Source organism: Geothrix mesophila (assembly GCF_022808835.1).
GTDB lineage: Bacteria > Acidobacteriota > Holophagae > Holophagales > Holophagaceae > Geothrix > Geothrix paludis.
Map to the genome: position 1 here is coordinate 966,099 of NZ_JAKZLD010000001.1, position 24,528 is coordinate 990,626.

23 protein-coding genes are annotated in these 24,528 nt (G+C 70.0%); 10 read left to right on the forward strand and 13 right to left on the reverse strand.

Features of this window, described 5'->3' with window-relative positions:
• Window positions 1-2: 2 nt before the first annotated feature.
• Window positions 3-296, forward strand: coding sequence for a YciI family protein (locus MLG87_RS04475; protein WP_243294003.1), 294 nt, complete (start codon window positions 3-5; stop codon window positions 294-296).
• Window positions 297-346: 50 nt separating this feature from the next.
• Here the strand turns inward: MLG87_RS04475 and MLG87_RS04480 are convergent, their stop codons facing one another.
• The 8 genes from MLG87_RS04480 to cysK form a co-directional block, all read right to left on the reverse strand.
• A complete protein-coding gene (locus MLG87_RS04480; protein ID WP_243287898.1) occupies window positions 347-901 on the reverse strand; it encodes an OsmC family protein in 555 nt (184 codons plus the stop codon).
• Window positions 902-1,098: 197 nt separating this feature from the next.
• Window positions 1,099-2,064, reverse strand: coding sequence for an MlaD family protein (locus MLG87_RS04485; protein ID WP_243294004.1), 966 nt, complete (start codon window positions 2,062-2,064; stop codon window positions 1,099-1,101).
• Window positions 2,061-2,741 carry an ATP-binding cassette domain-containing protein gene (locus MLG87_RS04490; protein ID WP_243294005.1) on the reverse strand — a complete coding sequence of 227 codons (681 nt, stop codon included), beginning with the start codon at window positions 2,739-2,741 and terminating at the stop codon, window positions 2,061-2,063. Before MLG87_RS04490 ends, MLG87_RS04485 begins: the two co-directional genes overlap by 4 nt.
• Window positions 2,726-3,514: an MlaE family ABC transporter permease gene (locus tag MLG87_RS04495; protein ID WP_243294006.1), complete on the reverse strand. Its 789-nt coding sequence runs from the start codon at window positions 3,512-3,514 to the stop codon at window positions 2,726-2,728. Before MLG87_RS04495 ends, MLG87_RS04490 begins: the two co-directional genes overlap by 16 nt.
• Before the next feature lie 38 nt (window positions 3,515-3,552).
• Window positions 3,553-4,362 (reverse strand): transporter, encoded by an 810-nt coding sequence (locus MLG87_RS04500; protein WP_243294007.1) that lies wholly within the window; start codon window positions 4,360-4,362, stop codon window positions 3,553-3,555.
• A gap of 10 nt (window positions 4,363-4,372) precedes the next feature.
• Window positions 4,373-5,002 carry a CAP domain-containing protein gene (locus tag MLG87_RS04505; protein WP_243294008.1) on the reverse strand — a complete coding sequence of 210 codons (630 nt, stop codon included), beginning with the start codon at window positions 5,000-5,002 and terminating at the stop codon, window positions 4,373-4,375.
• A gap of 51 nt (window positions 5,003-5,053) precedes the next feature.
• Entirely contained in the window at window positions 5,054-5,551 is a 498-nt protein-coding gene (locus tag MLG87_RS04510; RefSeq protein WP_243294009.1) for a DUF4395 domain-containing protein, read from the reverse strand.
• 10 nt (window positions 5,552-5,561) lie between these two features.
• Window positions 5,562-6,518, reverse strand: coding sequence for a cysteine synthase A (gene cysK / locus MLG87_RS04515; protein ID WP_243294010.1), 957 nt, complete (start codon window positions 6,516-6,518; stop codon window positions 5,562-5,564).
• A 121-nt stretch (window positions 6,519-6,639) separates the two neighbouring features.
• On the opposite strand from cysK, the gene MLG87_RS04520 reads away from it, so the two are divergent.
• Entirely contained in the window at window positions 6,640-7,068 is a 429-nt protein-coding gene (locus MLG87_RS04520; protein WP_243294011.1) for an RrF2 family transcriptional regulator, read from the forward strand.
• Window positions 7,069-7,115: 47 nt separating this feature from the next.
• Here the strand turns inward: MLG87_RS04520 and MLG87_RS04525 are convergent, their stop codons facing one another.
• On the reverse strand, window positions 7,116-10,232 hold the full coding sequence (locus MLG87_RS04525; RefSeq protein WP_243294012.1) for a C45 family autoproteolytic acyltransferase/hydrolase: 3,117 nt from the start codon (window positions 10,230-10,232) through the stop codon (window positions 7,116-7,118).
• Window positions 10,233-10,323: 91 nt separating this feature from the next.
• Between MLG87_RS04525 and MLG87_RS04530 the strand changes: the two genes are divergently transcribed.
• From MLG87_RS04530 to MLG87_RS04545, 4 genes are all read left to right on the forward strand, one after another.
• Window positions 10,324-11,193 carry an RluA family pseudouridine synthase gene (locus tag MLG87_RS04530; protein ID WP_243294013.1) on the forward strand — a complete coding sequence of 290 codons (870 nt, stop codon included), beginning with the start codon at window positions 10,324-10,326 and terminating at the stop codon, window positions 11,191-11,193.
• A gap of 80 nt (window positions 11,194-11,273) precedes the next feature.
• The gene (locus MLG87_RS04535) at window positions 11,274-12,242 is read left to right on the forward strand and encodes a glycosyltransferase family 2 protein (protein ID WP_243294014.1); all 969 of its coding nucleotides are present in this window, start codon (window positions 11,274-11,276) and stop codon (window positions 12,240-12,242) included.
• Complete coding sequence (locus MLG87_RS04540) at window positions 12,239-13,759, forward strand: hypothetical protein (RefSeq protein WP_243294015.1); 1,521 nt, start codon at window positions 12,239-12,241, stop codon at window positions 13,757-13,759. Before MLG87_RS04535 ends, MLG87_RS04540 begins: the two co-directional genes overlap by 4 nt.
• Window positions 13,760-13,784: 25 nt before the next feature.
• Entirely contained in the window at window positions 13,785-14,732 is a 948-nt protein-coding gene (locus MLG87_RS04545) for a diacylglycerol/lipid kinase family protein (protein WP_243294016.1), read from the forward strand.
• A gap of 133 nt (window positions 14,733-14,865) precedes the next feature.
• On the opposite strand, the gene MLG87_RS04550 is transcribed toward MLG87_RS04545, so the two are convergent.
• Entirely contained in the window at window positions 14,866-15,540 is a 675-nt protein-coding gene (locus tag MLG87_RS04550) for a hypothetical protein (RefSeq protein ID WP_243294017.1), read from the reverse strand.
• 314 nt (window positions 15,541-15,854) lie between these two features.
• Between MLG87_RS04550 and murC the strand changes: the two genes are divergently transcribed.
• Genes murC through MLG87_RS04570 form a run of 4 tightly spaced genes read left to right on the forward strand, consistent with a single transcriptional unit; the run spans window position 15,855 to window position 21,355 of the window.
• Entirely contained in the window at window positions 15,855-17,222 is a 1,368-nt protein-coding gene (gene murC / locus MLG87_RS04555) for a UDP-N-acetylmuramate--L-alanine ligase (protein ID WP_243294018.1), read from the forward strand.
• Window positions 17,223-17,229: 7 nt separating this feature from the next.
• Window positions 17,230-19,857 carry a M14 family zinc carboxypeptidase gene (locus tag MLG87_RS04560; protein WP_243294019.1) on the forward strand — a complete coding sequence of 876 codons (2,628 nt, stop codon included), beginning with the start codon at window positions 17,230-17,232 and terminating at the stop codon, window positions 19,855-19,857.
• Window positions 19,858-19,865: 8 nt separating this feature from the next.
• Window positions 19,866-20,462, forward strand: coding sequence for a UbiX family flavin prenyltransferase (locus MLG87_RS04565; RefSeq protein WP_243294020.1), 597 nt, complete (start codon window positions 19,866-19,868; stop codon window positions 20,460-20,462).
• On the forward strand, window positions 20,459-21,355 hold the full coding sequence (locus MLG87_RS04570) for a carbohydrate kinase family protein (RefSeq protein WP_243294021.1): 897 nt from the start codon (window positions 20,459-20,461) through the stop codon (window positions 21,353-21,355). Before MLG87_RS04565 ends, MLG87_RS04570 begins: the two co-directional genes overlap by 4 nt.
• Before the next feature lie 9 nt (window positions 21,356-21,364).
• Here the strand turns inward: MLG87_RS04570 and MLG87_RS04575 are convergent, their stop codons facing one another.
• From MLG87_RS04575 to MLG87_RS04585, 3 genes are all read right to left on the reverse strand, one after another.
• Window positions 21,365-22,294, reverse strand: coding sequence for a cell division protein FtsX (locus MLG87_RS04575; protein ID WP_243294022.1), 930 nt, complete (start codon window positions 22,292-22,294; stop codon window positions 21,365-21,367).
• Window positions 22,291-23,376 (reverse strand): hypothetical protein, encoded by a 1,086-nt coding sequence (locus tag MLG87_RS04580; protein WP_243294023.1) that lies wholly within the window; start codon window positions 23,374-23,376, stop codon window positions 22,291-22,293. Before MLG87_RS04580 ends, MLG87_RS04575 begins: the two co-directional genes overlap by 4 nt.
• Window positions 23,377-23,488: 112 nt before the next feature.
• Complete coding sequence (locus tag MLG87_RS04585; RefSeq protein ID WP_243294024.1) at window positions 23,489-24,526, reverse strand: DUF4388 domain-containing protein; 1,038 nt, start codon at window positions 24,524-24,526, stop codon at window positions 23,489-23,491.
• Window positions 24,527-24,528 lie beyond the last annotated feature (2 nt).

Genomic DNA, 24,528 nt, shown 5'->3' on the forward strand with positions numbered 1-24,528 from the left:
CCATGTACGCCCTCATGCTCGTCCGCTACCGCCGCCCCCTCGCCGAGGTGGAAGCCGTCACGGAAGCCCACCGGGCCTACCTCGACACCCTGAAGAAGCAGGGCGTCCTCCTGGCATCGGGCCCTCTGGATCCCCGGTTCGGCGGCGCGTGGCTGGTTCGGGTGCAGGACGAGAACCCCCTCGCCGACCTCGACACCCTGCGCGATGGCGATCCCTTCCACAAGGCGGGCCTCGCCAACTACGAGCTGCTGCCCTGGAAGGTGATGGCCGGCAAGGAAGCGTTCGACCAGATCTGATCTCCGCCCACAGAGCCTCCCCCGCGGGCGGAGATGCTTCCGCGGTTCGCTCAGTGGCTGAGCTTGATGTCCACCGGGTTCTTGAAGGTGTCGTAGAGGGGCGACGTCCGCATGACGCAGTCGTGGAGCTCCTGGATCTGCGCCGGGGTCCCGCTGCAGGCGAGGTTCACCTTCACGCGGATCTGGGACAACCCGGGCCGGATGTTCTTGTCGAGCTCCAGGAAGCCCCGGAGGTCGGAATCCGTCTCCATGTCGAAGCTGAGGCTGCTGATATCCAGGCCCATGGCCGCGGCCGTGTAGGCGTAGGTCACGCTCAGGCAGGAGCTGAGGGCGTGCAGGGCCGCTTCCCCCGCATTGGGCGCCAGGTCCGAGCCCAGCAGGGCCTCCGGTTCATCGGCCTCCAGGAACATCGGCGTGGTCCGCTTGTGCTCCATCCCGGCCCCGTAGAGCGAATCGAAGGTGCTCTGGGAGTGGGCGCCGTTGATCCATTTGGCCTTGGACCGGAAGGTGAACTTGGCGAGGGCGGGATTGGCCTTCACCATCGAGACGGTGGTGTTGAGGGCATCCACGTTCACGCCGTTGTGGATGGTTGCGATGCTGCCCATGGATCCTCCTCGTGGATCGGGCGCTGCCCGGACGGGGGGTCGGGCCTCCGAAGGGAAGCGCGTGTAGGACACCCACAAGGGTCCCGCAAGCCACGGGGCCCCCTGGAAAGAGACCCTCAGGATGGGCCTGGTTGAGCCTGAAACAAGGTCGCAAAATTCGAACCAGGGACCTGCTGGTCTATCTGTCGAAGGCACAGCTACTTTGGCGCCGGCGCTGCCTTGGCGGCTTCCACCGCCTGCCGGGCCCGGGTCCGTTCCGCGTTGCTGGGGGTGCCCCAGACGGCCCGGCTGGGCTTCTGCTTCAACAGCTGCAGCAGTTCCTCCGCGGAATCCAGGGAGCGCCGCAGCGCCTTGAGGCTGGCCTCCAGCTCCGGCTGGTCCTCGGCCCGGAAACGGGCCAGCAGCGCATCCGACTGCTGCAGCACCGACGCCAGACTCACGAGAATCCGATCCAAGTCCGGCGCGCGCGTTTCGAGGAGGGTACGGGTCACCGCCAGGCTCTTCTCCAGGTCGGCGAGGGCCTTGTCGGCCTCTCCCATGCTGCGGTCCGCATGGGCGGCCAGTCCGCGGCCATCCCTGGCCAGGGCCTGGAATTCGCGCAGGGTGGCGTCCAGCGATCGCAGGGCCCGGGCCACGGAAGGATGCTCCAGCAGGTCGCCCAGGCCCTTCGCCTGGATGCGATCGCGCACCGCGTCCAGGGAGGCGTTCAGGTTGGCCAGGAGACGATCCGCACGCTCCAGCACGCCACCCAGGGAGACCCCCTCCTCGCCTGGGATCTGGTCGCCCGGCACCAGGGGCACCGTGCGAGTGTCTGACGGCGGCAGTCGCAGGTCCAGCATCACGCTGCCCACGCCCCTGGGGGCCACCACGGCCCGGGTGCCACGCCAGAGCTGGATGTCCGAGCGTACGGCCAGGGTGGCCAGGAAGTGGTAGTCCGTGCCCTCTCGCCGCATGTCCACCCGTTCCACGGACCCCACGCGATAGCCCTTCAGCTGGACGTCGGTGCCGGGCGCCAGCCCCTCCATCTGGTCCAGCCGCACTACCAGCGGATAGGTCTTCTCGGTCACCACCGCTGCGTTCTTGTAGGCCAGGAGACCTCCGAAGAGGCCCAGCGCCAGGAGGACGAAGAGGCCCAGGCGGGCGTCCTGCTTCTCGAAGTTCATGACGGCTCCGAAGGCGAGTGGGGCGCGCGAAGGTCCAGCCTCTGGAAAGCCAGCCCCGGGGGCAGATCCGCCTCCTCCATGGCCAGCAGGAGGGTGCGACCGGGATCCAGGGCCCAGCCCGAGATGAGGCCGAGGGCCAGGCTGCGGTCAGTGGCGTCCAGTCCCTCCAGAGGCCCGTCCAGGAGGATCAGCTCCGGGTCCAGGGCCAGCGCCCGGGCCAGATTGGCGTGCTTCCGCGCCGCCGCGCTCACCGCATGGGGGCGGAGGCCCGCCACGGGCTCCAGCCCGAGTCGCGCCAGGGCCTCTCCAGTCCGACGGGTGACCTCCGCCCTGGAGATCCCCAGGAATCTCAGCGGGAGGGCCACATTGTCCGCCAGGCTGAGGTTAGACAGCAGCCCGCCGGCAGGGAAGGCGAACCCCATGCGGACCCGCCCCGCCAGCCCCAGGGCGCCCTCTCCCGGCCAGACGGGGAGGCCCGCGATCGTCACCTCGCCAGCCCTGGGGCGCTCCGTGCCGGCGAGCACCCTCAGCAGGTGGCCCCTTCCCGTTCCGCCGGCGCCCGTCACCAGGAGGTTCCGGCCCGGTGGGAGGTCCAGATCCAGGCCCTCCACCAGAGGCCGGCCATCGGGGAGATCGCAGGCGAGGCCGCGGACCTGGAGCATCAGAAGTAGAAGCATGCGGCCAGGAGGCCGTCGATGACGAACACCGCCACCAGGGCGGAGACCACCGTCTTCGTGACGGCCTGGGGGACCTCGGTCTGACTGCGCCGGACGCCAAGGCCGAAGTGGCAGGCGTGGAAGGTGATGGCGCCCGAGAAGAAGAAGACCTTCAGCAGGGTGGCCGTGAAATCCAGGTTTGACAGCGCCTGTCGCACGGACTCCATGAAGAAGCCCCAGGTGATGCCGTATTTCAGGCGCGCCACCAGGAAGCCGCCCCCGAGCGCCGCCGCATCGAAGCACACCACCAGGGCGAAGACCGCCGCGAGCACACCCGCCCAGCGGGGCAGGAGCAGGTAGCGGTAGGGGTCCACCCCGTGGGCCGCGAGCGCATCGACCTCTCCGTTGAGCTGCATGGTTCCCAGCTCCGCGGCGATGGCAGTGGCGCTCCGGCCGATGACCAGCACGGCGGTCAGCAACGGGCCCAGCTCCCGCAGGATGATGAGCACCATGAGCGCCCCGATGTAGTTCTCCGCCCCCAGCCCGGAGAGCTGGCTGAAGGCCTGGATGAGCGTCACCGCGCCCAGCAGCAGGGCCGTACCCACCACGAGCACCGCAGCATCGAGGCCCGTGAAGCGGATCTGGAGCTTCGTCTGCCCGCCCACCACCGCCAGCTGGCCGGACCGGAGCGCCAGCCCGGAACGCAGGGTCCGCCACACCAAGTGCGCCTGGTCGCCCAGGAACTCCAGGAAGCCGCGCACCGGCGCGCCAATCCGCGCTAGGAAAGCCATCATTCACCCGAGGGATGGCTCCAAGGCTAGCAGAAAACCGTTCAGGGCTGAGCCGCACCACCCCCGCTGAGGCGCGGCCTCCCCGCCTCCAGGCTGAGGGTCGCCTGGTAGCCGAGGTAGAGGTGGGTCTCCCGGTCGCCCGACAGGTTCCGGCCGGCGCTGATCAGGACGTGGTCCCGCCCCGACAAGTTGACGATGGCCCCGACATTGAAGCCGGCGGAGGCCACCCCATCCTGCGTGGCCGCCGAGCGCCGGTACAGCTCCCCGCCCAGGGTGATCCGCTCAGACAGATCCCGCTGGAGGAGCCACCCGAGGTAGTGCCAGTTGCGCTGGCCCTCCCCCGGGTTCCGCCACCAGCCGTACCCGCCGTAGCTGGTCCAGGGGCCCCAGCTCTTCTGGAGCCACAGCGGGAGGTACACCTGGGTGTGCCCAGTACCGAGCCCCCGTTCCGCGGTCCCCGTGGGAACCTCCACCAACGGAAAGACGCCCACCTGGGGAAGGGCCTCGGTTTCGCGCAGAAGGCGGATTTTGAGCCCGACCTCCGTGTCGCCGTAACCCCGCGTCACGGGCCCTCCCGCGGGCTTGGCGTAGGCGAGGGGCGCCACGAGGTGGAATTGCGTTTCCGGCAGGATGCCGGCGTTGAACTCGACCAGGGGCAGGCTGCCCGACGCGCCACCGGGCGCCCGGAGTCCCATCCAGCTCAGGTAGAGCTCCATGTGGTGGTGCTCCACCGGCTCCGGGTCGTCCGTGAAGAAGGGTGGACCCGCCGTCAGGCAAGTCCCCAGGAGCCCGGCCACCACCAGGGTCCGCCACCGACCGGCCCGCAGGAGAAGGGTCACCTCACGTCCCATGACGCGTCCCCTACCGGTTCTCCACGAACCCATCGGCGTAGTCGATCACCGTCACGGTGCGATAGTCCCGGTGGGGCGCGGAGCCGGCGCCGGCCTGGTGGAGATCCGGGTTGAAGAGGTTCTTCCGGTGACCGCGGCTGGCCACCCCATCGTCGATCAGCAGCTGGATCACCACCTGCCGGGCCTCATCCTCGCCGGCGCTGATGTTCTCCGCGATGAGCCCCTGCCAGCGCCCCAGCCGGTTCAGCCGGTCTGTGAGGCGGCTGCCATCCGAACCCGTGTGCTCGATGCTGCCCTTCGGGCCGATGTCCCGGGCATGCAGGCGGGCCGCCCGCGCCAGCCCCTCGTTGAAGCGCAGAGGGCCCACCGGCCGCGCGGATTCGAGGAAGGCGATGGCCTCGTCCAGGGCCGCCACGCCCTCCTCCGTGCGAAGCGGCACGCGGCCCGGGCGGCTCCAGAGGGTGCCTTCGAAATACGGCCGCAGCTCCCGGAGGTACTTCGCGTAGGTTTTCGGCCGCACGCGCACGTCGCTCATCTCCTGGACCACCGCCCGCTCGAAGGCCGTAGCCTTCGCCGGTTCACCGGACACCGCATGGATGGGACACAGCAGCGCGGCAAGGAACAGGACGGCGATCCTCATGGGCATCTCCCGACAGACCCTCAAGGATAGGCGAGTCGCGCGGCCATCGCTTTAGCGCGCCGGTTCATCGGCTCCGGTGGCAAGCAGCCGGGGCGAGGCGCTCCGCACCCAGGGCAGCCAGGGATGGATCCGGCAGGCCAGACAGAACCCGAAGAAGGCCTCGAGGCCCGCGCAGGTCCCCAGGATGAACGCCAGGGCCAGGCCGAGGGACCGGAAGCCGGCCATGAATGCCAAGCCGATGCCCAGGGAGAACAGGAAGCCCACGGAGGCCGCGAAGCGCTTGGGACCCGCGTTGATTCGCCGTTCGGGAAGGCCCGCCCGGCGGCGGAGGAAACCCGCCACGCGAGCCACCGGGCTGAAGGCCGAGCGGCCCGCGGCGCGGAGGAGGAAATCCGCGGCCAGGGCCAGGACCGCCCAGCCCCAGCCCTGCCAGACGGACACTCCGAGAAGGCTAAGCGACAGGAGGGCGGCGATCCGCCCGGCCGATTCATCGGTCAGGTCCGGCGTGATGGGGCAGCTCGGCCCCGGGCGAAGCGCCTTCTGGTTCATCCGGGCTCCCTCAGATCGCCGGCCCATCGATCTCCGCGAACAGCGGATGCGTCAGGTAGCGCTCGCCGGTGTCGCAGAGCACGGCCACCACGGTCTTGCCTTCGCCCAGTTCCTTGGCCACTTCCAGAGCCGCGAAGACGATGGCGCCGGTGCTGATGCCCGTGAGCAGGCCCTCCTCGCGGGCCAGGCGGCGGGCGATGGCGATGGCGTCGTCGTAGCCCACGGGGCGGACGCGCTGGAACGCCTTTTTGTTGAGAATGCCCGGCACGAAGTTCGGCCCCAGGCCCTGGAGCTTGTGCGGGCCGGCCTTCCCTTCGCTCAGGAGGGGCGACGTCTCGGGCTCCACCGCCACGACCAGAGTGCCGGGCTTCTTCTCGGCCAGCACCTCGCCCACGCCGGTCACGGTGCCGCCGGTGCCCACGCCGGCCACGAAGGCGTCCAGCTCCGGCACCTGCTCCAGCACCTCCAGGGCCGTGGTGCGGCGGTGGACGGCGGGGTTGGCGGGATTCTCGAACTGGCGCACCAGGAAGTACGAGGGATCGCCGTCCGCCAACTCCTGGGCCTTGTCCACGGCGGCCTTCATGCCGCCGGAACCGGGCGTCAGCAGCAGCTCGGCGCCGTAGGCCTTCAGCAGGGAGCGGCGCTCCTGCGTCATCGTGTCCGGCATCACCAGCGTGATCTTGTAACCCTTGGCCGCCGCCACGAAGGCCAGGCCGATGCCCGTGTTGCCGCTGGTGGCCTCCAGCAGCGTCATGCCGGGCTTCAGTGCGCCGCGGGCCTCCGCGTCCTGGATCATGCTCAGGGCGATGCGATCCTTCACGCTGCCGCCGGGGTTGGCGCTTTCGAGCTTCACGTAGACCTTGGCCGAGCCCTTGGGCACGAGGCGGTTCAGGCGCACGACGGGCGTATAGCCCACCAGCTCATAGGCGTGCTCGACGCGGTTGGGGCGTTCAGTGGGGCGGGCCATGGCTTCCTCCAAGCTTCGGACGCTGCCGAGTCCTGGAGTATGAAGAAGAAAAATAAATTGTCAAGTTTGTCAATTTATTTAGTTATGTATTAAGCTATCCAGGTTTGGAGGAGGGTTCACCATGAGGGGATCGGCCAAGGGGCGCTACGGGCTGCAGTTCATGGTGGAGCTGGCCCTTCAGGCAGGTCAGGGCCCCATCCAGGTGGAGGCCGTGGCCCAGCGCCAGGCCCTTCCCTCCAAGTTCCTCCGGGTGCTCCTGGGCCCACTCAAGGCCGCAGGGCTGGTGAAGGTGCAGCGGGGCCCCAACGGTGGTTGCGAATTGGCCCGGCACCCCAGCCACATCACGGCCCTGGAGGTGCTGGAGGCCCTGGAAGGGCGCCTCGGCCCCGCCAGCCTCCCCCCCGACGCCACCCCGGGAGCCCGCGCCGTCCGGGACCTCTGGACCCGCAGCACTGAGGCCGCCCGCGCCGTCCTCCGCGGCGCCACCCTCGCCGACCTCGCCTTCAAGCAGCAGGCCATCGAAGTGGACAGTCAGGGTTACTCCATCTGACCGGCTCGGAATCCGCTGCCGCGGATTCCGAGCAAGCAGAACGGTGCTCAGGGTTGGAAGTCCACCACCGTTCCTTCAGTCGCAGGCTGGCCCTTCTCCTTCACTTCGCCACCGCGGTAGATCGACCATCCGGGCAGGCCGCGGGGCACGGTCTTCGTCATGGCCCACTGCTGCACGCGGCTGTTGGCGAGGACGAGAACCATCATGCGCTTGGGGTTCCAGGGGTTGGGGAAGGCGGTCAGCAGGCCGTCGTCGGGTCGGCCATAGGTGCGCCCCTGCCATTTGAACCAGCCCGGACCGGCTTCGAAGGGCAGCTTGCCTTCGGCCTGGAGGCGGGCCATCACGCCGTTATCGGCGGGGCCACCGAAGAGCACCAGGTCGCTGGCGGCCAGGTCGGCATCGCCCACTTCGGCATCGGGCTTCAGGGGCAACAGCACCTCGGTCATGTTGTCTGCCAGCGTCTCGCGATAGTTCAGCGCCAGCGTGCGCTGGGCCTCCACCTCGCGGGCGGTGCCGAAGACCAGCAGCGCGTGGCCCCAGTCGTCCAACAGGTTGCCCGGAACCCAGGCATTGGCGCGCGGCATGGGAAGGTCGTTCCCCGCATTGAAGACGAGCCGCGTGGGCTTCGACTCGCTGCGGAGCGTGAAGGCCGCTTTCGCACCGTTCACCTCCAGTCGCTCCAGCTTGGCCCCCTTGTCTGTCTCCAGGCTGGCGAAGGCCACGAAGGGATAGGTGAAGCCGGACTGGTCCACCTCGACCTTCACCTCGTAGGCACCACCCACCTTCCCGACGCGGGCCCTGACCTTGGGAGCGGGCAGGTCCGCCCGCTCCAGCCAGGGTTTCAGGATCGGCGCCACATCCTTCCCGGCCCCATCGGAGAGGGCCTTCAGGATGTCCGCCGTGGACGCAGCCTTCCCGGCGTAGCGGCCATGGACCGACTGCATGGCCTTGGCGAAGGCGGCGTTGCCCAGGTGCAGGCGAAGCTGATGCAGGACGAACACGCCGCGGATGCGGGGAATCTGGTAGGCGCCGTAGTGGTCGTAGTCCGTGACCGTGGCGAGCGGGGCCTTGACGCCCTCTTCGCGTTCCAACCAGAGGTGGCGCGTGGCGAGGTCCGCCAGGGCCGCGGACTGGGTCTCGAAGGCTTTGGCAGGCGCAACCGGCAGGTGCTTCAGCTGCTGCCAGTAGGCCGCGGACCCGCTGATGAACCAGTTGTCCGCGTCCGAGGCCGGCTTGACAGTCCCTGTCCATAGCCCCTTGGGATCGAAGCTGAATGCCTCCTTCACCGCGGCTACATCTGGTGTCGGAGCCGCCTTGGCGGGCTTTTCCATACTCCAGGCCGCCCTGGCAGCCTGGAGCTTCTGAGTGATCCAGATGGGACTGAACGCCGTGTACCCATGGGTGAGGTGCGGCGTGGCGCCGGGCAGATCGGCGATCCAGCGGCCGCCCACCATCTTCTCCCGCTGGGTGGTCTTACCCTGGTGGGCGATGAACACCAGCTTCTCGGCCATCTCCGAGGTGGTCAGCTTGGCGTCGCAGGCGTGGGGCCGGTTGATGGGGCTGCTGGCCATGAGGCGCGTGGAGGCGTCGATGTCGAAGCTACTCTTGCCGTAGGTCTTGAAGGCCTCCTGGAAGGCGATATCGCGGTTCCAGGTGTTGAAGGCCAGATCGGCGGGGGCGTTGTCGGGGTTGGCCACGTACTCGCCGCGCACCTCGAGGTCGCGGTTGTTGTTGTTGGCCCAGATGAAGCCGCGGTGGTGCCCGGGCGTGTCGGCGCCCTTCCCGTTCCCTCCGGTACGCCACAGCTTCGTCTTCTCGGTGCCGAGCAGGAAACAGGCCCCCTCGTCCGTCTTGGTGTCGGCCATGGTCCAGTCGTTGGTGTAGAGGCCGTTGTTCTGCTTGAAGAGGATCTCCGCGGCCTCGTCGATGCTGTTGGCGTACTGGGCGGCCTTGCGGATGCGGTTGCTCTGGGGCGTGCCGTCGGGGTTGAAGGGCGTCTGGCCCACGGTGGTTTCGCCCATCACCAGGCCCGCGGCATTGAGGTACCAGTCCGTGCCGCTGTGGATGCCGCCGGCGAAGGTTTGCATCACGACGCGGTGGCCCTTCTCGGGGACGACATCCAGCATCACGTTCCACTCGGTGCCCGTGTAGCCGTTCCACATGAACATCTGCGTGAAGATGAAGCGACCGGACTTGGTGGCGTCCTTGGTGGCCACGAAGGAGGAGCAGTGGTCGCCCTCGCCGCCCTTGGCCATCTCATCCTCGCCGGTCATGAAGGTGCGGCCGGTGAGCGGGTTCGCGGCGCGGGCCAGGCCCTCCTGGAGGGAGCTCATGTCCACGGCGCTGTTGAGCGTCACGATATCCAGCAGGTCCACGGGCCGGCCCTTGAACGCCGCGCCAGCCTTCGCGGCGCCATCGGCGATGCCCTTCATCTCCTCCAGGAACTCCACGTCGTACTTGCGAAAGAAGAGGGCGTCCGCGGTCTGCCGCTGGTCGGCCCAGCCGCGGACGGGATCCGCCGCGTTCTTCAGCACCCCCAGTTTGGTGATGTAGCGGACGATCTCCTCGGCCATCAGCTCGCCGTGCTGGCGGCCCCGGGCGTAGGGCGCGCCCTCGATGTGCAGAAAGGTCCAGCCGCCCATTTCGTAGCGGAAGCCCTTCCCGGCCCAGCGCACGGTCTGCAGGGGGATGAAGGCGGTGACGTCCTCCACCTTTTCCAGCTTCAGGTTGCTGAAGGTGGCGGCGCCCGTGGCCCGGCCATTGCGGCCCAGGTGCAGCTGAACGCGGTCGGTGGGGGTGGTGGCCAGGAACAGCACGGAGACCTTCCGCTCCGAGGCGCCCGCCACGCTCTGGGACGCGTTGGTGAAGGGGAAGCTCTCCATGGAGAGGCAGGCGCCCAGTGCTGTGGGATAGCGGGCCAGCGCATCGGCCTTCACGCCTTCCGTGCGCACCTTGGCGCTGAGCCGGTACAGCTCGCCCACCTTCAATGTCACGGGCGCGGACACCAGCGTGGCTTCGGAACCTTCCGGCGCCGCCGCCAGACGGAGGCCCTGGGCCTTGGCGGTGGATCCCGGTTTCAGGGCGAACCCGGACACAGGAAGGTCGGCGGCGGTGGCCAGCACCGCCAGGGCCATCAGCAGCCCGGCGCGAAGCGTTCGAATCATGGGGGGAGCCTCCGCCTTCCAGCATGCCAAAACCCGCCTCGGAATTGCCTCGCTTTTTGAGGCAATTCCGCGCCGCGGCTACCCTGGGGATATGGCGCTGAAAAAATGGACCTTCACCGTGGATCCCGACGATGCCGAGCTGCGCCTCGACCAGCTCATCGCGAAACGGACGGAGCTGTCCCGCCGGGCGGCCCGGGAGGCCCTGAAGCTGGGCGGCGTGCAGGTGGACCGCAAGAGGGTGAAGGTGGCGGGCAAACTGGTGAAGCCGGGGCTCGAGGTCCGCGTGGCCTACGATCCCGACCTCCCCCCGGTGCCGACGACTGCCATCCCCATCGTGTTCGAAGACGCCTGGCTCCTGGCCGTGGTCAAGCCCGCGGGGATCGCCACCCAGGGCACCTGGGCCACGGACCGCCACGACCTGCTGGCCCTGCTGAAGACCCAGCGGCCGGAGCTGAAGCTTTTCCTGCACCACCGCCTGGACCAGGGCACCTCGGGCCTGCTGGTGCTGGCCAAGGACGCCAAGGCGAACCCAGGCCTCGCCGCCGCCTTCGCGGACCGGAACCTGGAGAAGCTCTACCTGGCGCGGATCTCCGAGCCCCTGGAAGCCTGCACCGTGGAGGCCCCCATCGGCCGCCTGCGGGGCGCGGACCCCGGCCGCTTCGGCTGCGAAGGCGACCTCATGGAGCCGAAATCCGCCCGGACGGACTTCCGGCCCGCCACGGCGGAGGAGATCGTCGGACTGGTGCCGGGGCACTACGTCGTGGCCCGCATCCATACGGGCCGCACCCACCAGATCCGCGTCCACCTCGCCCACCTGGGCCGGCCCGTCCTGGGCGACGCCCTCTACGGCGGCGCGCCCTCGGACCGCCTCTGGCTCCACGCCTGGCGTCTGGGACTGAAGCACCCCGTCACCGGGGAGGACCTGCGCCTGGAGGCCCCGCCGCTGCGGTTCCGGGCCTGACCGAAGCCGTTGGCCCCAACCTATCTCCTGGTCCAGAATGGGCCCACGGAGCCTCGACGGGCCCTGCACGGAAGGCACGCATGAACCTCCCTGCCCAAGCATCTGTCCGCGTGGCGGTCCTCATCCCCTGCTTCAACGAGGAGACCGCCATCGCCCGCGTGGTGGCGGACTTCCGCGCGGCCCTGCCCGGCGCGGCCATCCACGTCTACGACAACAACTCGACGGACCGAACCGTCGAGGTGGCCCGGGCGGCCGGCGCCCTCGTGGGCTTCGAGACCGCCCAGGGCAAGGGCCACGTGGTGCGCCGCATGTTCGCGGACATTGACGCGGACGTGTACCTCATGGTGGACGGCGACGCCACCTATGACGCCGCCAGCGCGCCAGCCCTGGTGGACCTCCTCCTGCGCCGCCAGCTCGACATGGTGGTGGGCTGCCGGATCGAGACGGAGACCGAGGCCTACCGCCGGGGCCACCGGTTCGGGAACCGCCTCCTTACCTCTGCCGTGCGCCTGCTCTTCGGCCAGCGCTTCACGGACATCCTCTCGGGCTACCGCGTCTTCTCGCGACGCTTCGTGAAGAGCTTCCCCGCCCTGTCCCGGGGCTTCGAGATCGAGACGGAGCTCACCGTCCACGCCCTGGAGCTGGCCATGCCCGTGGCCGAACTGCCCACGCCCTACGGGGCCCGGCCCGAGGGCTCGGCGAGCAAGCTCCGCACCTACGCCGACGGGTTCCGCATCCTGCGCCTGATCGCCTCGCTCTACCGGAACGAGCAGCCGCTCCAGTTCTTCTCCGTCCTCTCGACCTTCCTGGCCCTGGCTGCCATCGGCCTGTCGGTGCCGATCTTCGTGACCTACTTCCGCACGGGCCTCGTGCCGCGGTTCCCCACGGCGATTCTCACCACCGGGATGATGGTCATCTCCGCCCTGGGCTACACCTGCGGCCTGATCCTCGACACGGTCACCCGGGGCCGGAAGGAGCTGAAGCGCATGGCCTACCTGGCCATCCCGCCCCTGGGCGGACGGCCGGACGGAGTGGAGGATGGCCGATGAGTCTGGTCCAGCCCCAGGGAGGATGGACGTCCCGGCTGAAGGCCTGGGCGGCCCCGGGAGGCCTCCTCCTCTACGCCCTGCTCCTGTTCGGGGGCACCGCCTGGCTCCAGCGGGGCCTCTTCGAACGGGACGGCTACTTCCACGCCCGCTTCGCGGCGCTGATGCCCGTCCAGGGCCTGTCGCAGGCCTTCCCGTGGACCCAGCTGAGCACCTGGCGGGAGCACTTCTGCGACAAGGAGTTCCTCTACCACCTGGCCATGGCCCCCTTCGCGCGGATCGGCCACGACCCCATCCTGGGCGCCCGGATCTTCGGCGTGCTGCTCTCGGTGGCGGTCCTGGCGGCGCTCTACGCCGTGCTCCGGGCCCACCGCGTCCGGTTCCCGGCCTTCTTCACGGCGCTTCCCCTGGCCACGGGCGGCCTCTTCGTCGCCCGCCTGGGGATGATCCGCTCCCACGTACTCAGCATGCTGCTCCTGGTTCTGGGCCTGCACTTCCTGCTGCAGAAGCGCTGGAAGGCTCTCCTCGTCCTGGGCTTCGTCTACGCCTGGGCCTACACCGTCCCCTTCGTGCTCCTCATGACGGCGGTCCCTTTCGTGCTGGGAACGTGGCTGGGCGGCGAACGGCCGGACCTCCGGCTGCCCCTGGCGGCGGGGGCCGGCTCGGTGCTGGGGCTGGCCATCCACCCCTACACGCCCCTCACGCTCGAGACCTTCCTCACCTACGTGCAGGTCTTCCGCCTGGGCCTCCAGGGGTCGGCCACCTCCGGCTTCGAGCTGGGCAATGAGCTCTACCCGTACTCCTGGCCGGTCTTCTGGGACATCTACCCCCTCCTGCTGATCCTGGCCTTCGCCCTGCCCCTGACCCTCCTCCTCGCCCGGAAACGCCTCGCCCCGGGCACCCTCGGCCTGGGCGCGGCGGCCCTCTTCTGGTTTGGCCTCACCATCGCCACGCCGCGATTCGCCGAGTACTCGGCCCTGCTCGTGCCTGCGGCCTGGGCGCTGGTGGCCCGCGACCTGTGGCCCCTGCTGGAGGCGTCAACCTGGTGGACCACCCGGCGGCCCGTCCGCCTGGCGGCGGGCGCGCTGGCTCTGGCCACCCTCCTGGGGTTCCACGGGCGGTCCATGACCTTCTACCGCTTCTACCAGACCCAGGCCGCGCCTCCCCGGCACTTCACCGGCGCCTGCGCCTGGATGGCCGCGAACCTGGCTCCGGGCGAGACGGTCATCAACCTCTACTGGGACGACTTCCCCGAGCTGTTCTACGACGGCTACCGGCAGCGGTTCCTCTGGGGCCTGGATCCCACCTACTCCCTGCGGGAGGACGCGGACCGGGCCAAGCTCCTGGAGCGACTCCGGCGGCACCAGGTCCGCCTGGACGCCGAGCAGATGAAGGCCCGGTTCCACGCTCGGTACCTGGTCCTCCGGGCCGCCCGGGCTCCCGGCTACCCCGAGCTCCGCCAGGCCCCCTTCCGGGTGGCCTACGAGGATCCCACCGCGCTGGTGGTCGCCCTGGATTGAGGGAAGGAGCGGGTATCCTCGCATCATGAGACTTCCGATCCTCTTCAATCCCGCCTCGGGCACGACCCCGAAGGATCCGGATGCCCTGCTGCGGCCGCTCCCGAAGAACCTGCGGGACCGCGTGGAGGTCCTCCCCTTCGGGCCGCCCTGGGACTTCGAACCCGCCATCGACCAGGCCCGGCGGGCGGAAGGTCCCCTGCTCGTCTGGGGTGGGGACGGCACCATCCACCACGCGGCCCGGGCCCTGTTCGAGCGGGGCTGCCCCGTGCCCCTCGGAGCCATCCCCGGCGGCAGCGGCAACGGGCTGGTGCGGGGCCTGAGGACCCCGCTGGAGCCCGCCGGCGCCCTCCGGCGGCTCCTCGAGGGCCGGGAAGTGCGCATGGACCTCCCGCGCCTGGACGGCACCCCTTTCGTGAATGTCTGCGGCACCGGCTTCGAAGCCGCCGTGGCGCACCGCTTCGCGGCCGTTCCCGGCCGCGGGTTCGCCGCCTACGCCCGGGCCACCCTGGAGCTGTGGCGCACCTGGAAGCCGGCCGCCCTGGCCTGGGAGGCGGAGGAGGTGCCCATGCCCCCCTCGGACGGCCGGATCGAGCGCATCCGCGCCGCCTTCCACCCGGGCGCGTCAAGGCTGCCGGAAGCCGCCTGGAGCCTCTGCTTCGCCAACCTCCCCACCTACGGCAGCGGGCTCTGGATCGCCCCGTACGCCGATCCCACGGACGGCTGCCTCCAGTGGGCCACCCTGGCCCGGCCCACTTGGCTCACGCTGTTCACCGAAGCGCCCAGGCTCTTCCAGGAGGGCGGACACACGGCCCTCCGCCACGAGGGGCGGTTCCGCCGAGCCACCCTGCGCCTGGAGCGCCCCCTGCCCTGGCACCTGGACGGCGAGCCCGCCCCGGAGCGGGACCGCGCCGAGCTCACCGTGGAACCCCGGGCCTTCCGGATGTGGGTGACAGGCGCCTGTCCCTGGCAGTGAGTCTCTCCGGGTGGATAAAGCAGAAGCCCGGCTCAGCCGGGCTTCTGCGCGGGGGTCTGGGGGCGTGCGCGCAGCGCGACCTCAGATCCCCGCAGCGCATGCGTTGCGGGGGGAACCCCCAGACGATATCAATTCAATGCGGAAAGACCGCCGGTCCAGTGAGGCTCGGTCCGCGGAACTCGGCGCTGACGCTGGGGCTGGCACCCCAGAGGCCGGCCACCATCTTCACCCCGCTCAGGTCCACCGTGGCGGGGTCCCAGTTCCGGCGGACGACCAGGGTGTAGGGGTCCCGGGCGTCTGACCACCAGGCGGGATCATCCACGATGACGTAGACGGCCGTGGCCTCCTTGTGGGGGTTCTTGTAGGTCACCAGGACGGGCTGGTGCGCATAGGCGGCCTGCATCATGCCAGGTCCGGGCTGGCCCCACTTGTCCACCAGCATGAGCCGGAACCAGCCCAGCTTCGTGTGCTGGACCTCGACCTGGACGGTGCCGCCCGCGGGGACGGAGACCCCATAGGCGCGCCACCCGGCGGGAACCTGGACATAGTCCGAGAGGGACTCCACGGTGCCGCCCAGGGGTGTCACGGGGATGTAGCCGCGGCGGGAGAGCCACTGGATCTCCGCCATGATGTCGCGCCGCTGCCAGTAGTGGGCCGAGGGGATCGCGGAGCAGCGGTTCCAGGCCGGGGGCACCACCACCTGGGTGCCCGGGTACAGGCTGATGCGGGTGGCCCGGGGGGCGAGGTCCGCCGGACGGGGATCGACTCGGGGCGTGCGGATCCCCGGGTGGCGCTCCGTCCGATCCATCCGATCCATCCGGTCGGCCGCCATGGGCCCGGCCAGGTTCCTGGGACTGTCAGACCGCGATGCGTCCGGAGCAGGCCGGTCGGCCATGGGACGCATGGGCTGTGGCGTTGCGCGACGACCCCGCTCCTGCTGTGGCGAAGCACCACAGACGGGAGCCAGGGCGAGAAGACAGGAAACGAGCGCGGTGGCGCGGAGTTGCGTATCGAGCGTCCTCATCACACACCCCCATGGTTCCGTGGGAACCCCATCAGGATGCCAGAGCCATGCCAGGAGCTGGGGTATCCTGACACCTGCTTAAACATGGGGGCTTCCAGGTGTTCGGCAAGATCCAGCACATCCATTTCGTGGGCATCGGTGGGATCGGCATGTCCGGCATCGCGGAGGTCCTCGCCAACCTGGGCTACCGGGTGTCGGGCTCGGACCTGCGGGAGACCGCCGTCACCCAGCGCCTGCGGGGCCTGGGCATCGAGGTGCACCTGGGCCACCGGGGCGAGGCCATCGCAGGCGCCCAGGTGGTGGTGATCTCGTCGGCCGTGAAAGGCGACAATCCGGAAGTGGTGGCAGCCCACGCCGCCAAGGTGCCCGTGATCCCCCGGGGCGAGATGCTGGCGGAGCTGATGCGCATGAAGTACGGCATCGCCATGGCCGGCTCCCATGGCAAGACCACCACCACCAGCATGGTGGCCCAGGTGCTCAGCCATGGCGGCCTCGATCCCACCATCGTCATCGGCGGCAAGCTCGGCACCATCGGTAGCAACGCCAAGCTGGGCAAGGGCGACATCCTGGTGGCAGAGGCCGACGAGAGCGACGGCAGCTTCCTCATGCTGAACCCCACCCTGGCCACCATCACCAACATCGACCGCGAGCACCTCGACCACTACCGCGACCTGGAGGAAATCCAGGAGGCCTTCGTGGCCTTCGCCAACAAGGTGCCCTTCTACGGATCGGTGTTCCTCTGCATGGACGATCCCCACGCCGCCGCCGTGCGCCCGCGCCTGAAGCGGCAGGTGCGCACCTACGGCACCCATCCCCAGGTGGACATCCGCGCCCAGGAGATCCGCCAGGAGGGTTTCCGCACCCACTTCAAGGTCCGCGCCTACGGCGAAGACTTGGGCGCCTTCAGCCTGGGCGTGCCGGGCCACCACATGGTGCTGAACGCCCTGGCCGCCATCGGAATCGCCCTGGAACTCGAAGTGGACCGCGAGACCATCCGCACCAGCCTGGCCGCCTTCACGGGCGCCGACCGGCGCTTCCAGGTCAAGGGCGAGAAGGACGGCGTGCTGGTGGTGGACGACTACGGCCACCACCCCACGGAGATCGCCGCCACCCTCGCCGCGGCCCGCGCCGGCTTCCCGGACCGCCGCATCGTGGCGGCCTTCCAGCCCCATCGCTACAGCCGCACGAGGGCGCTGCTGGAAGAGTTCAGCACGGCGTTCTTCGAGGCGGATTCCGTGGTGGTCACCGACATCTACCCCGCCGGCGAGCCCCCCATCCAGGGCGTGGACAGCGCCGCCGTGGTGGAGGCCCTGCGGGCCCACGGTCAGAAGGACGTCCACCTCGCCGGCCGGATCGACGATCTGCCCGAGGTCCTCAAGCGCCTGACCCGCAGCGGGGATCTCCTCATCACCTTCGGCGCGGGCTCCATCACGCAGGCCGGACCGGCCTTCCTGGGCCTGGCCTGAGGCGCGCATGAGGCGGCGCTCCCTCCTCCTGCCTGTCCTCATCGCCCCGGCCTGCGCCTCGATCAGCCTCCTGGCCGGCCTTCCGCCCGGCCTGCTGCCGGCCGGAGACCGCCGCCCCGACGTGCCCCGGCCGGACCTGGGCACCCGCTACACCTCCCACCACGACCTGCTCGCCTACGTCCGCGCCCTGGCTTCGGCCGCGCCGGACCGGGTGAAGCTTCTCACCCTGAACGTCACAGAGGAGGGGAGGGAGCAGCCCTTCCTCGTCGTCAGTGCGCCGGAGAACCTGAAGCGCCTGGACGAGCTGCAGGCCCTCAACGCGAAGCTGGCGGATCCCCGCACCTGCGGGGAGGACGAGGCCCGCCGCATCGCGGAAACAAACCCCGCCTTCGTGTGGCTGGGCTACTCGGTGCACGGGTCCGAGGCTTCGGGCTCCGAGGCGGCCCTGGCCGTGGCCTACCACTTCGCCTCGGCCCGCCAACCGGAGGTCCTGAAGCAGCTCGACCGCGTGGTGCTGCTCATGGACCTCACGCAGAACCCGGACGGACTGGCCCGGCACCGGCAGGCCGTGACGGAAGCCTCGACCCCCTTCAACACCAACGACCCCATGGACGCCGCGAACACCGGTCGCTGGCCCGGGGGCCGCTTCAATCACAGGCTCTTCGACCTGAACCGCGACTGGGCCTGGCAGACCCAGGGCGAGTCCCGGGCCAAGGCCGCCGCCTTCCTGCGCTGGAATCCCCAGGTGCTGGCGGACCACCACGAGATGTGGCCCGAAGCCACCTACTACTTCCCGCCCACCATGCAGCCCATCCACGAGGCACTCCCCTCGGCCTTCTCCGGCCGCTGGCAGGCGGCCTTCGGGAAGGGCGTGGCCCGGGCCTTCGACGCCCACGGCTGGGCCTACTTCAGCCGAGACGTGTTCGACCTCTTCTACCCCGGCTACGGGGATTCCTGGCCCACCTTCCAGGGAGCCGTGGGCATGACCTTCGAAGTGGCCGGCCAGGGCGGGCCCGCCTACAAGCGGCAGGATGGCGAGATCCTCACCCTCGAAGGGCGCATCCAGCGCCACGTGGCCGCCAGCCTGGCCACCGTGGCCACCGCCGCCAGCGAGCGCCAGGCCCTCCTCTGGGACTACCAGCGGGCCCACCGCGAGCGCGTGGCCCTGGGCGACCGCGCCGGGGCCTTCCTCCTGGCGGAGGGGGATGATCCGGGCCGGACGAGAGCCCTCGTGGACCTGCTGGAGCGGAACGGCATCGAGGTGCTGCGCACCACGGCCACCCTGGGAACCGCGGGCCTGGAGCCCGTCGGCCTGGCCAAGGCCCCGGGCCTGCCCGCGGGCAGCTATCTGGTACCTCTGGACCAGCCCCGGGGCGATCTGGCCCAGGCCCTGCTGGAAGGCGAGGCCCACATGGGACCCAAGCCCACGTACGACCTCACGGCCTGGAGCCTGCCCCTGGCCTTCCATGTGCCCGCCTGGCGGGCGAAAGCCCGCCCCAGGGTCGCCACGGCGCCTCTCACGGTGGCCGAGGAGGGGGCGCTCCCCGAGGCGGCCTGGGGCTACCTCATCCCCGCCGGCCACGAGGGCGTCGAACGCACCGTGGCGGCCCTCCTCCAGGAAGGCTTCAAGGCCACGATCCTGGCCGAACCGGCCACCTACCGGAACCAGCGGTTCGGAGCGGGCACCATCATCCTGCCCCGGCGCACGAACCTGGAATCCCTGGCCGGGCGGCTGCAGGCCCTCGCCCGGGAGAACCACCACCCGGTGGTGGCCATGGACACCGCCCAGATGGACGCGGGACCCGATCTGGGGTCCAACCGGACCCTGATCCTGCGGACCCCCCGCATCGCCATCCTCATGGACCGCCCCGCCAACCCCATGGCCTTCGGCGCCCTCGCCCACACCCTCACCGAGGCTGGCCTGCCCTTCGTGCAGCTGCGGGCCGACCGGTTCGGAGCCGTTCCCCTGGGCCGGTTCACCCACATTCTCGTCGTCGACGATGGCGCCCAGGGCAAGGCCTGGCAGCAGGCCCTCGGCGAGGGCGGCGCGGCGAAGCTGAAGGCCTGGGTCACCGAGGGCGGCAGCCTGCTGGCCTTCCAGGGCGGCGCGGCCTACGCCTCCCGTGCCGGCCTCACTCCCACGGGCTACCACCTGCTCGCCAAGGCGGCGGAGGAGGCCCGGCTGAAGGAGAAGGATCCCAAGCGCGAGGCGCCCAAGGCCGACCCCGCGGACCTGGTGCGCCCCTGGGACAAGCGCGAGGAGCGGGCCCTGGAGGAGAGCATTCCGGGCGCCTTCCTGAAGGTCCAGGTGGACGGCGGCCATCCTCTGGCCTGGGGTCTCCACGCCGAGGGCGGGGCGGCGGTGCTCGACACCAGCGACCCCATCCTCGAGCTGAGCCAGGGCGGCGAGAACCCCCTCCACTACGGCAAGGAGGAGCTGAAGGTCTCCGGCCTGGTGCCGAAGGCCATGGAAGCCAAGCTCCAGCAGACCGCCTATGCCCTTCGCGAGAAGCTGGGCCTGGGGGCGGTGATCCTGGTGGCGGGCGATCCCGTCTTCCGCGGGCAGGAGCCCTTCACGCGCCGCCTGCTGTTCAACGCCATCTTCTTCGGGGCCTACCGGCCTGCTCCAGAATGAAGCCTGGAATGAGGGACGACCGAATGACGAACCCCGGCGGCCTCCGCTTCACCCTCGCCATCACCGGCGCTTCCGGCTCGGCCTTCGGCGTGGCCGTGCTGCGGCGCCTGTCCGCCAGCCCTGCGGTGGGGGAGATCGCCCTGCTGCTCTCCCCCACGGGAAAGCGATGCCTGCTGGACGAAACGGGCCTCACACCGAAGGACCTCGCGGCCCTTCCGAAAGTGGGCCTGCGGGATGAGCGCGACCTGGGTGCGGACGTTTCCTCGGGCTCCCACCGCCACGACGGCATGGCCATCGTGCCCTGCAGCGCCGGCGCCCTGGGCCGCATCGCCGCCGGCGTGAGCGAGTCCCTCGTGAGTCGCGCCGCGGACGTGTGCCTGAAGGAGCACCGCCCCTTGGTACTGTGCCTCCGGGAGACGCCGCTCAACCGCATCCACCTGGAGAACATGCTCCGCGTCCACGACGCCGGCGCCATCGTGATGCCCCTCATGCCCAGCTTCTACACCGCCCCCAAGGCCCTCGACGACCTCTACGACACCTTCGCCACCCGTGTGCTGGACCAGCTGGGACTGCGGGAAAGCGATTCCCGCCGGTGGAAGGAATGATCCCCCCGGAGGTCGTCGTCGTCGGGTGCGCGGGCCTCGACACCAACGTGTACCTTCCGCCGGAAGGCATCGACTGGACCGTGGAGGGGAACTTCACGGAGAACCTGGACTGCGTGGGCCAGGCCGGGGGCTATGCCAGCCTGGGCTACGCGGCCCTGGGGCGGCGCGTGGCCTTCATCGGCCATGTGGGCGAGGACACCGCGGGCGGGGCCGTCCGTCAGCGGCTCGCGGATGCGGACGTCGACCTGCGTGGCCTGGGCGTGGACCCGACGGGCACCGCCCGAAGCGTGAACCTCATGTATCCCGATGGCCGGCGGAAGAACTTCTATGACGGGAAGGGGCGCGCCGGCGTCGATCTGGACCTGCCGCGCTGCCGCAAGGTGATGTCCGGCGCCCGGCTCGCGCACGTCAACATCCCGGACTGGGCCCGCCGCCTGCTTCCGGTGGCAAAGGAGCTGGGCCTCACCGTGGCCTGTGACCTCCAGGATGTCGTCGACCCGGCGGATCCCTATCGGCGCGACTTCATCGAGCAGGCGGACATCCTCTTCTTCTCCGCCGCCAATCACGGAGATCCCTCCACGCTCATCCGGGCCTTCCTGGCCGGTCATCCCGACCGCATCGTGGTGTCGGGCATGGGCGCGCAGGGCTGCGCCCTGGGCACCCGCGGCGGCATCGCCTTCTTCCCGCCCGTGGCCGGCGAGCGGCCCGTGGTGGACACCAACGGCGCCGGCGACGCCCTCGCCGTCGGGTTCCTCACCAGCCACGTGCTGGAAGGGCGATCGCTGGAGGCGTCCATCCGGCGGGGCCAGATCGCCGCCCGCCACGCCTGTACCCTGCGGGGAACGTCCTCCGGCCTCATCACGGGCCGGGAGCTGGACTCCCGGTCCCGCTGAGGCCCGGAATCAGCCTGCGCTCTCCATCAGCGCGGCCTCGGCGCGCTGGGCCCGGCGGGTGCTCCAGAAGGCCCAGAGCGCGCCCAGGGCGCCGGTGACGGCCCCCACGAAGGCGAGCAGCGCCATGCTGCCAGCGGAGAAGAAGCCCAGGCGGGCCAGGTCCACCAGGAGCGGCGAGAGACCGCCCATGCCCCGGGAGACGGGCAGCCACAGGCCGAACAGGCCCAGCAGAGCCAGGATGCTGCCCCCGAAACCCAGGGCCGCGCCTTCCAGCACCAGCGGCGTGCGGATGAAGCTCTCGGAGGCCCCCACCAGGCGCATGATGCTGATCTCCTCCTCCCGGGCCAGGATGCTCATGCGGATGACGTTTCCTGTGGCGAAGCCCGCGGCCACCAGGAGGAGCGCGCCCAGGCTGGCCAGGGCTGAGCGCAGCATCCGGGCCATGCGCTGGATCTGCTCCAGCCGTTCCTGGTCCGCCAGCACATCGCCCACGCCCGGGAGATTCCGGAGGCTCGCGGCCACCTCCACCGCCTTGGCGCTTTCGGCGAGGTCCTGGCGGAGGCTCAGCTCCAGGCTCTCCGGAAGGGCGTCCTGGCCGGCGCTCTCCAGCAGCAGGCCCGCTTCGCGTGTGGCCGACTGGAAGCGCTTGCGGTTCTCCACGGCGGTCACCCGGCGCACCTCCCGGAAACGGGGATCCCGCCGGAGGCGGGCCTCGGCCTCATCGAGGGTCTTGCCATCGGCGGCGTAGACCACCACCTTGGCCATGTCCTCCAGGCGCCCCACGAAGCGGTCGAGGCTCTCCACCAGGAGCAGACCGCCGCCCGCCAGGAGGAGGCCCGAGGCCAGGGTGAGCACGGCGAGGAAGTACTGGCCCCGGTGCCGGAGGAGGTCCCGCAGCACGTCCTGGAGCAGTAATCCCAGGAGGCGGAGGGGGGTCACGAGGCGTTCCCATCCACCGCCACGCCCTTGAAGAGGGCCGTGGTGGGCGAGGCGACGATGGTCTTGGCCGCGGTGCCGCCCATGGGCGACTTCCACAGGTCGATGGTGGCGAAGGCCGTGGAGCCGTTTCCGCGCAGGCCCACCAGCCAGTCCTTGGTGCCGGCGTGGGCGATGACGCGGAGGTTGGGTTGGTCCGTGGCGCTTCCCAGAGTCGCCGTCGGGGCCTGATCATAGGCCTGGCCGAACATCCCGGTCGTGAACATCAGGATCGGCGCCGTGGAAGCGCCGGCATCGGTGTTGTGGCGGGCCAAGAAGAGGTAGCCGTTGCCCGAGTCCAGGGCGAGGGCGCCGTACTGGCCCAGAAGCGTGGAGGGGCCGATGATCGTGTTGGCGCTGACGAACCCCGAGGCGGTCCCCTTCCGGAGGCGGGGCCCCGTGTAGGTCGTCACGGTTCCCACGGTATCGCCCGAGAGCATGAAGGCGTAGACCGAACCCGAGGCGGAGGCGACCCCGGTGCCGCCGGTATCCCCGTTGGCCATCAGCGCCTGGAGCGTGATCGTGGCGCTCTGGGGCTGGGTGCTTGCGTTGCTGACGACCCAGATCTGGGTGCCGCTGCTGCCGTTCTCGGTGATGTAGAGGGTGTCGGTCTGGGGGTCCAGGCTGGCCTGCCCGAAGGTCGAGCTGGAGAGCCGACCCGTGCTGGACAGGCTGAAGGAGACCACGTCGGAGCTGGCCACGTCGCCGCTCTGCGTCCGGATGTTGCTCACGCGCACGATGGTGCCGGTGTCAGAAACCATGTAGAGATAGCCGTTCTGCCGGTCGAAGCAGAGGCCGCCCCAGGCCAGGCTGCCGATCTTGGTGCTGAACACCGAGGAGGTGATCGTCTTGGTGGGGGCCACCGAGGTGGCAGTGCTGTCGTACAGGGCGCTCAGGTCGCTCCAGACGAACACCGAGCTCGTGGTGCTGTCGTAGGCGTACAGAGCCACGCCCGTGGTCCCGCCCGAACTGCCATCGGGTTCCTTGCACCCCATGGCCACCAGCGAGAGGACTGCCGCAAGGCCTGCGAGAAGACGTCGGATCATGGAAACCGCCTACGTGGTGGCGAGGGGCGCCTTGAGATGGATGCCCAGGGCGCGCGCGATGTTCCCGGTGCCGGACACCGGTGCGGGTAGAGGTCGGATCATGGGGGATCGCCTACTTGGTGGCGAAGAGCGCCTTGAGGTGGGTGTTCAGGGTGCGCACCATGTCGGCATCGCAGCCCGCATCCACGGCTCCGCGGCTGATGGCCAGGGCGAGGTTCTTCACCGCCTCCGGGCCGTCGCCGGAGATGATCTGCTGGGTGGCCTTGGCCTGGTAGCGGTGCACCATCTCGTGCTGGGCTTCGGGAAGCACCATCTTGGCCGCCTGGGCGATGCGCTGGGTGAAGTTCATCAGCTTCACCATGCGCTGGGGATCGTCCGCCGGCGCGGGCTTGGCCGGGGCGGGAGCCGGCGTTCCGGCGACCCCTCCGCCCACGGTCTCAGGGAACGGCTCGGCGTTCTCCGGAAACCCTGCGGCGACGGGAGGAGGAGGAACGGATGGCGCGGCGGCATCCATCTCCCGGATATCCGGAAGGGCCTGGGACGATCCGGGCTGGGGTCCGGACTGGGGAGCGGCGGGAACGTCGATCTTGGGGGGTTTGCCCGACCGGATGCCCTTCAGCGTCACGTGGCCGGCCATCACCAGGCCATAGAGATCCTTGGCGATGGTGAGCACGGGCTTCTGCATGGCCTCGGCCACCTCGGCGACGCTGTAGTACCCGGTGGAGAGCGCCAGGACCCGGGCCTCCCGGGCGTTCACGCCGTGCGGCGTCTCCCCGGGGAGCAGGGTGGAGGCGGGGTAGAGGTCCACCGAAGGAACCTTCTGGCTGATGACGCGCCATTCGTCCATGCGCCGGCCCAACTCCATGAGAATGGAGGCATTGGGTTTGGTGATGGTGGCCGGGACGTCGGGCACCAGCTCCTCGAACCGGTAGGTGCCGTCGAGCCACAGGGCGACTTCCATGAGGGCCTCGAAGCCTTCCCCGGCGTGGGTCACGGCGTGGATGATCCGCCCATCCTTGAGGTAGATGCGGGCGCGGGAGGCCTCCTGCTGCACGTGGAAGCACCCCGACTTCCCGCCCTGGCTCACGAGCTGGATGATGTCGGGCAGCGGCGCCTCACGCATGGAGCCTTGGATCACACCCTGGGACATGG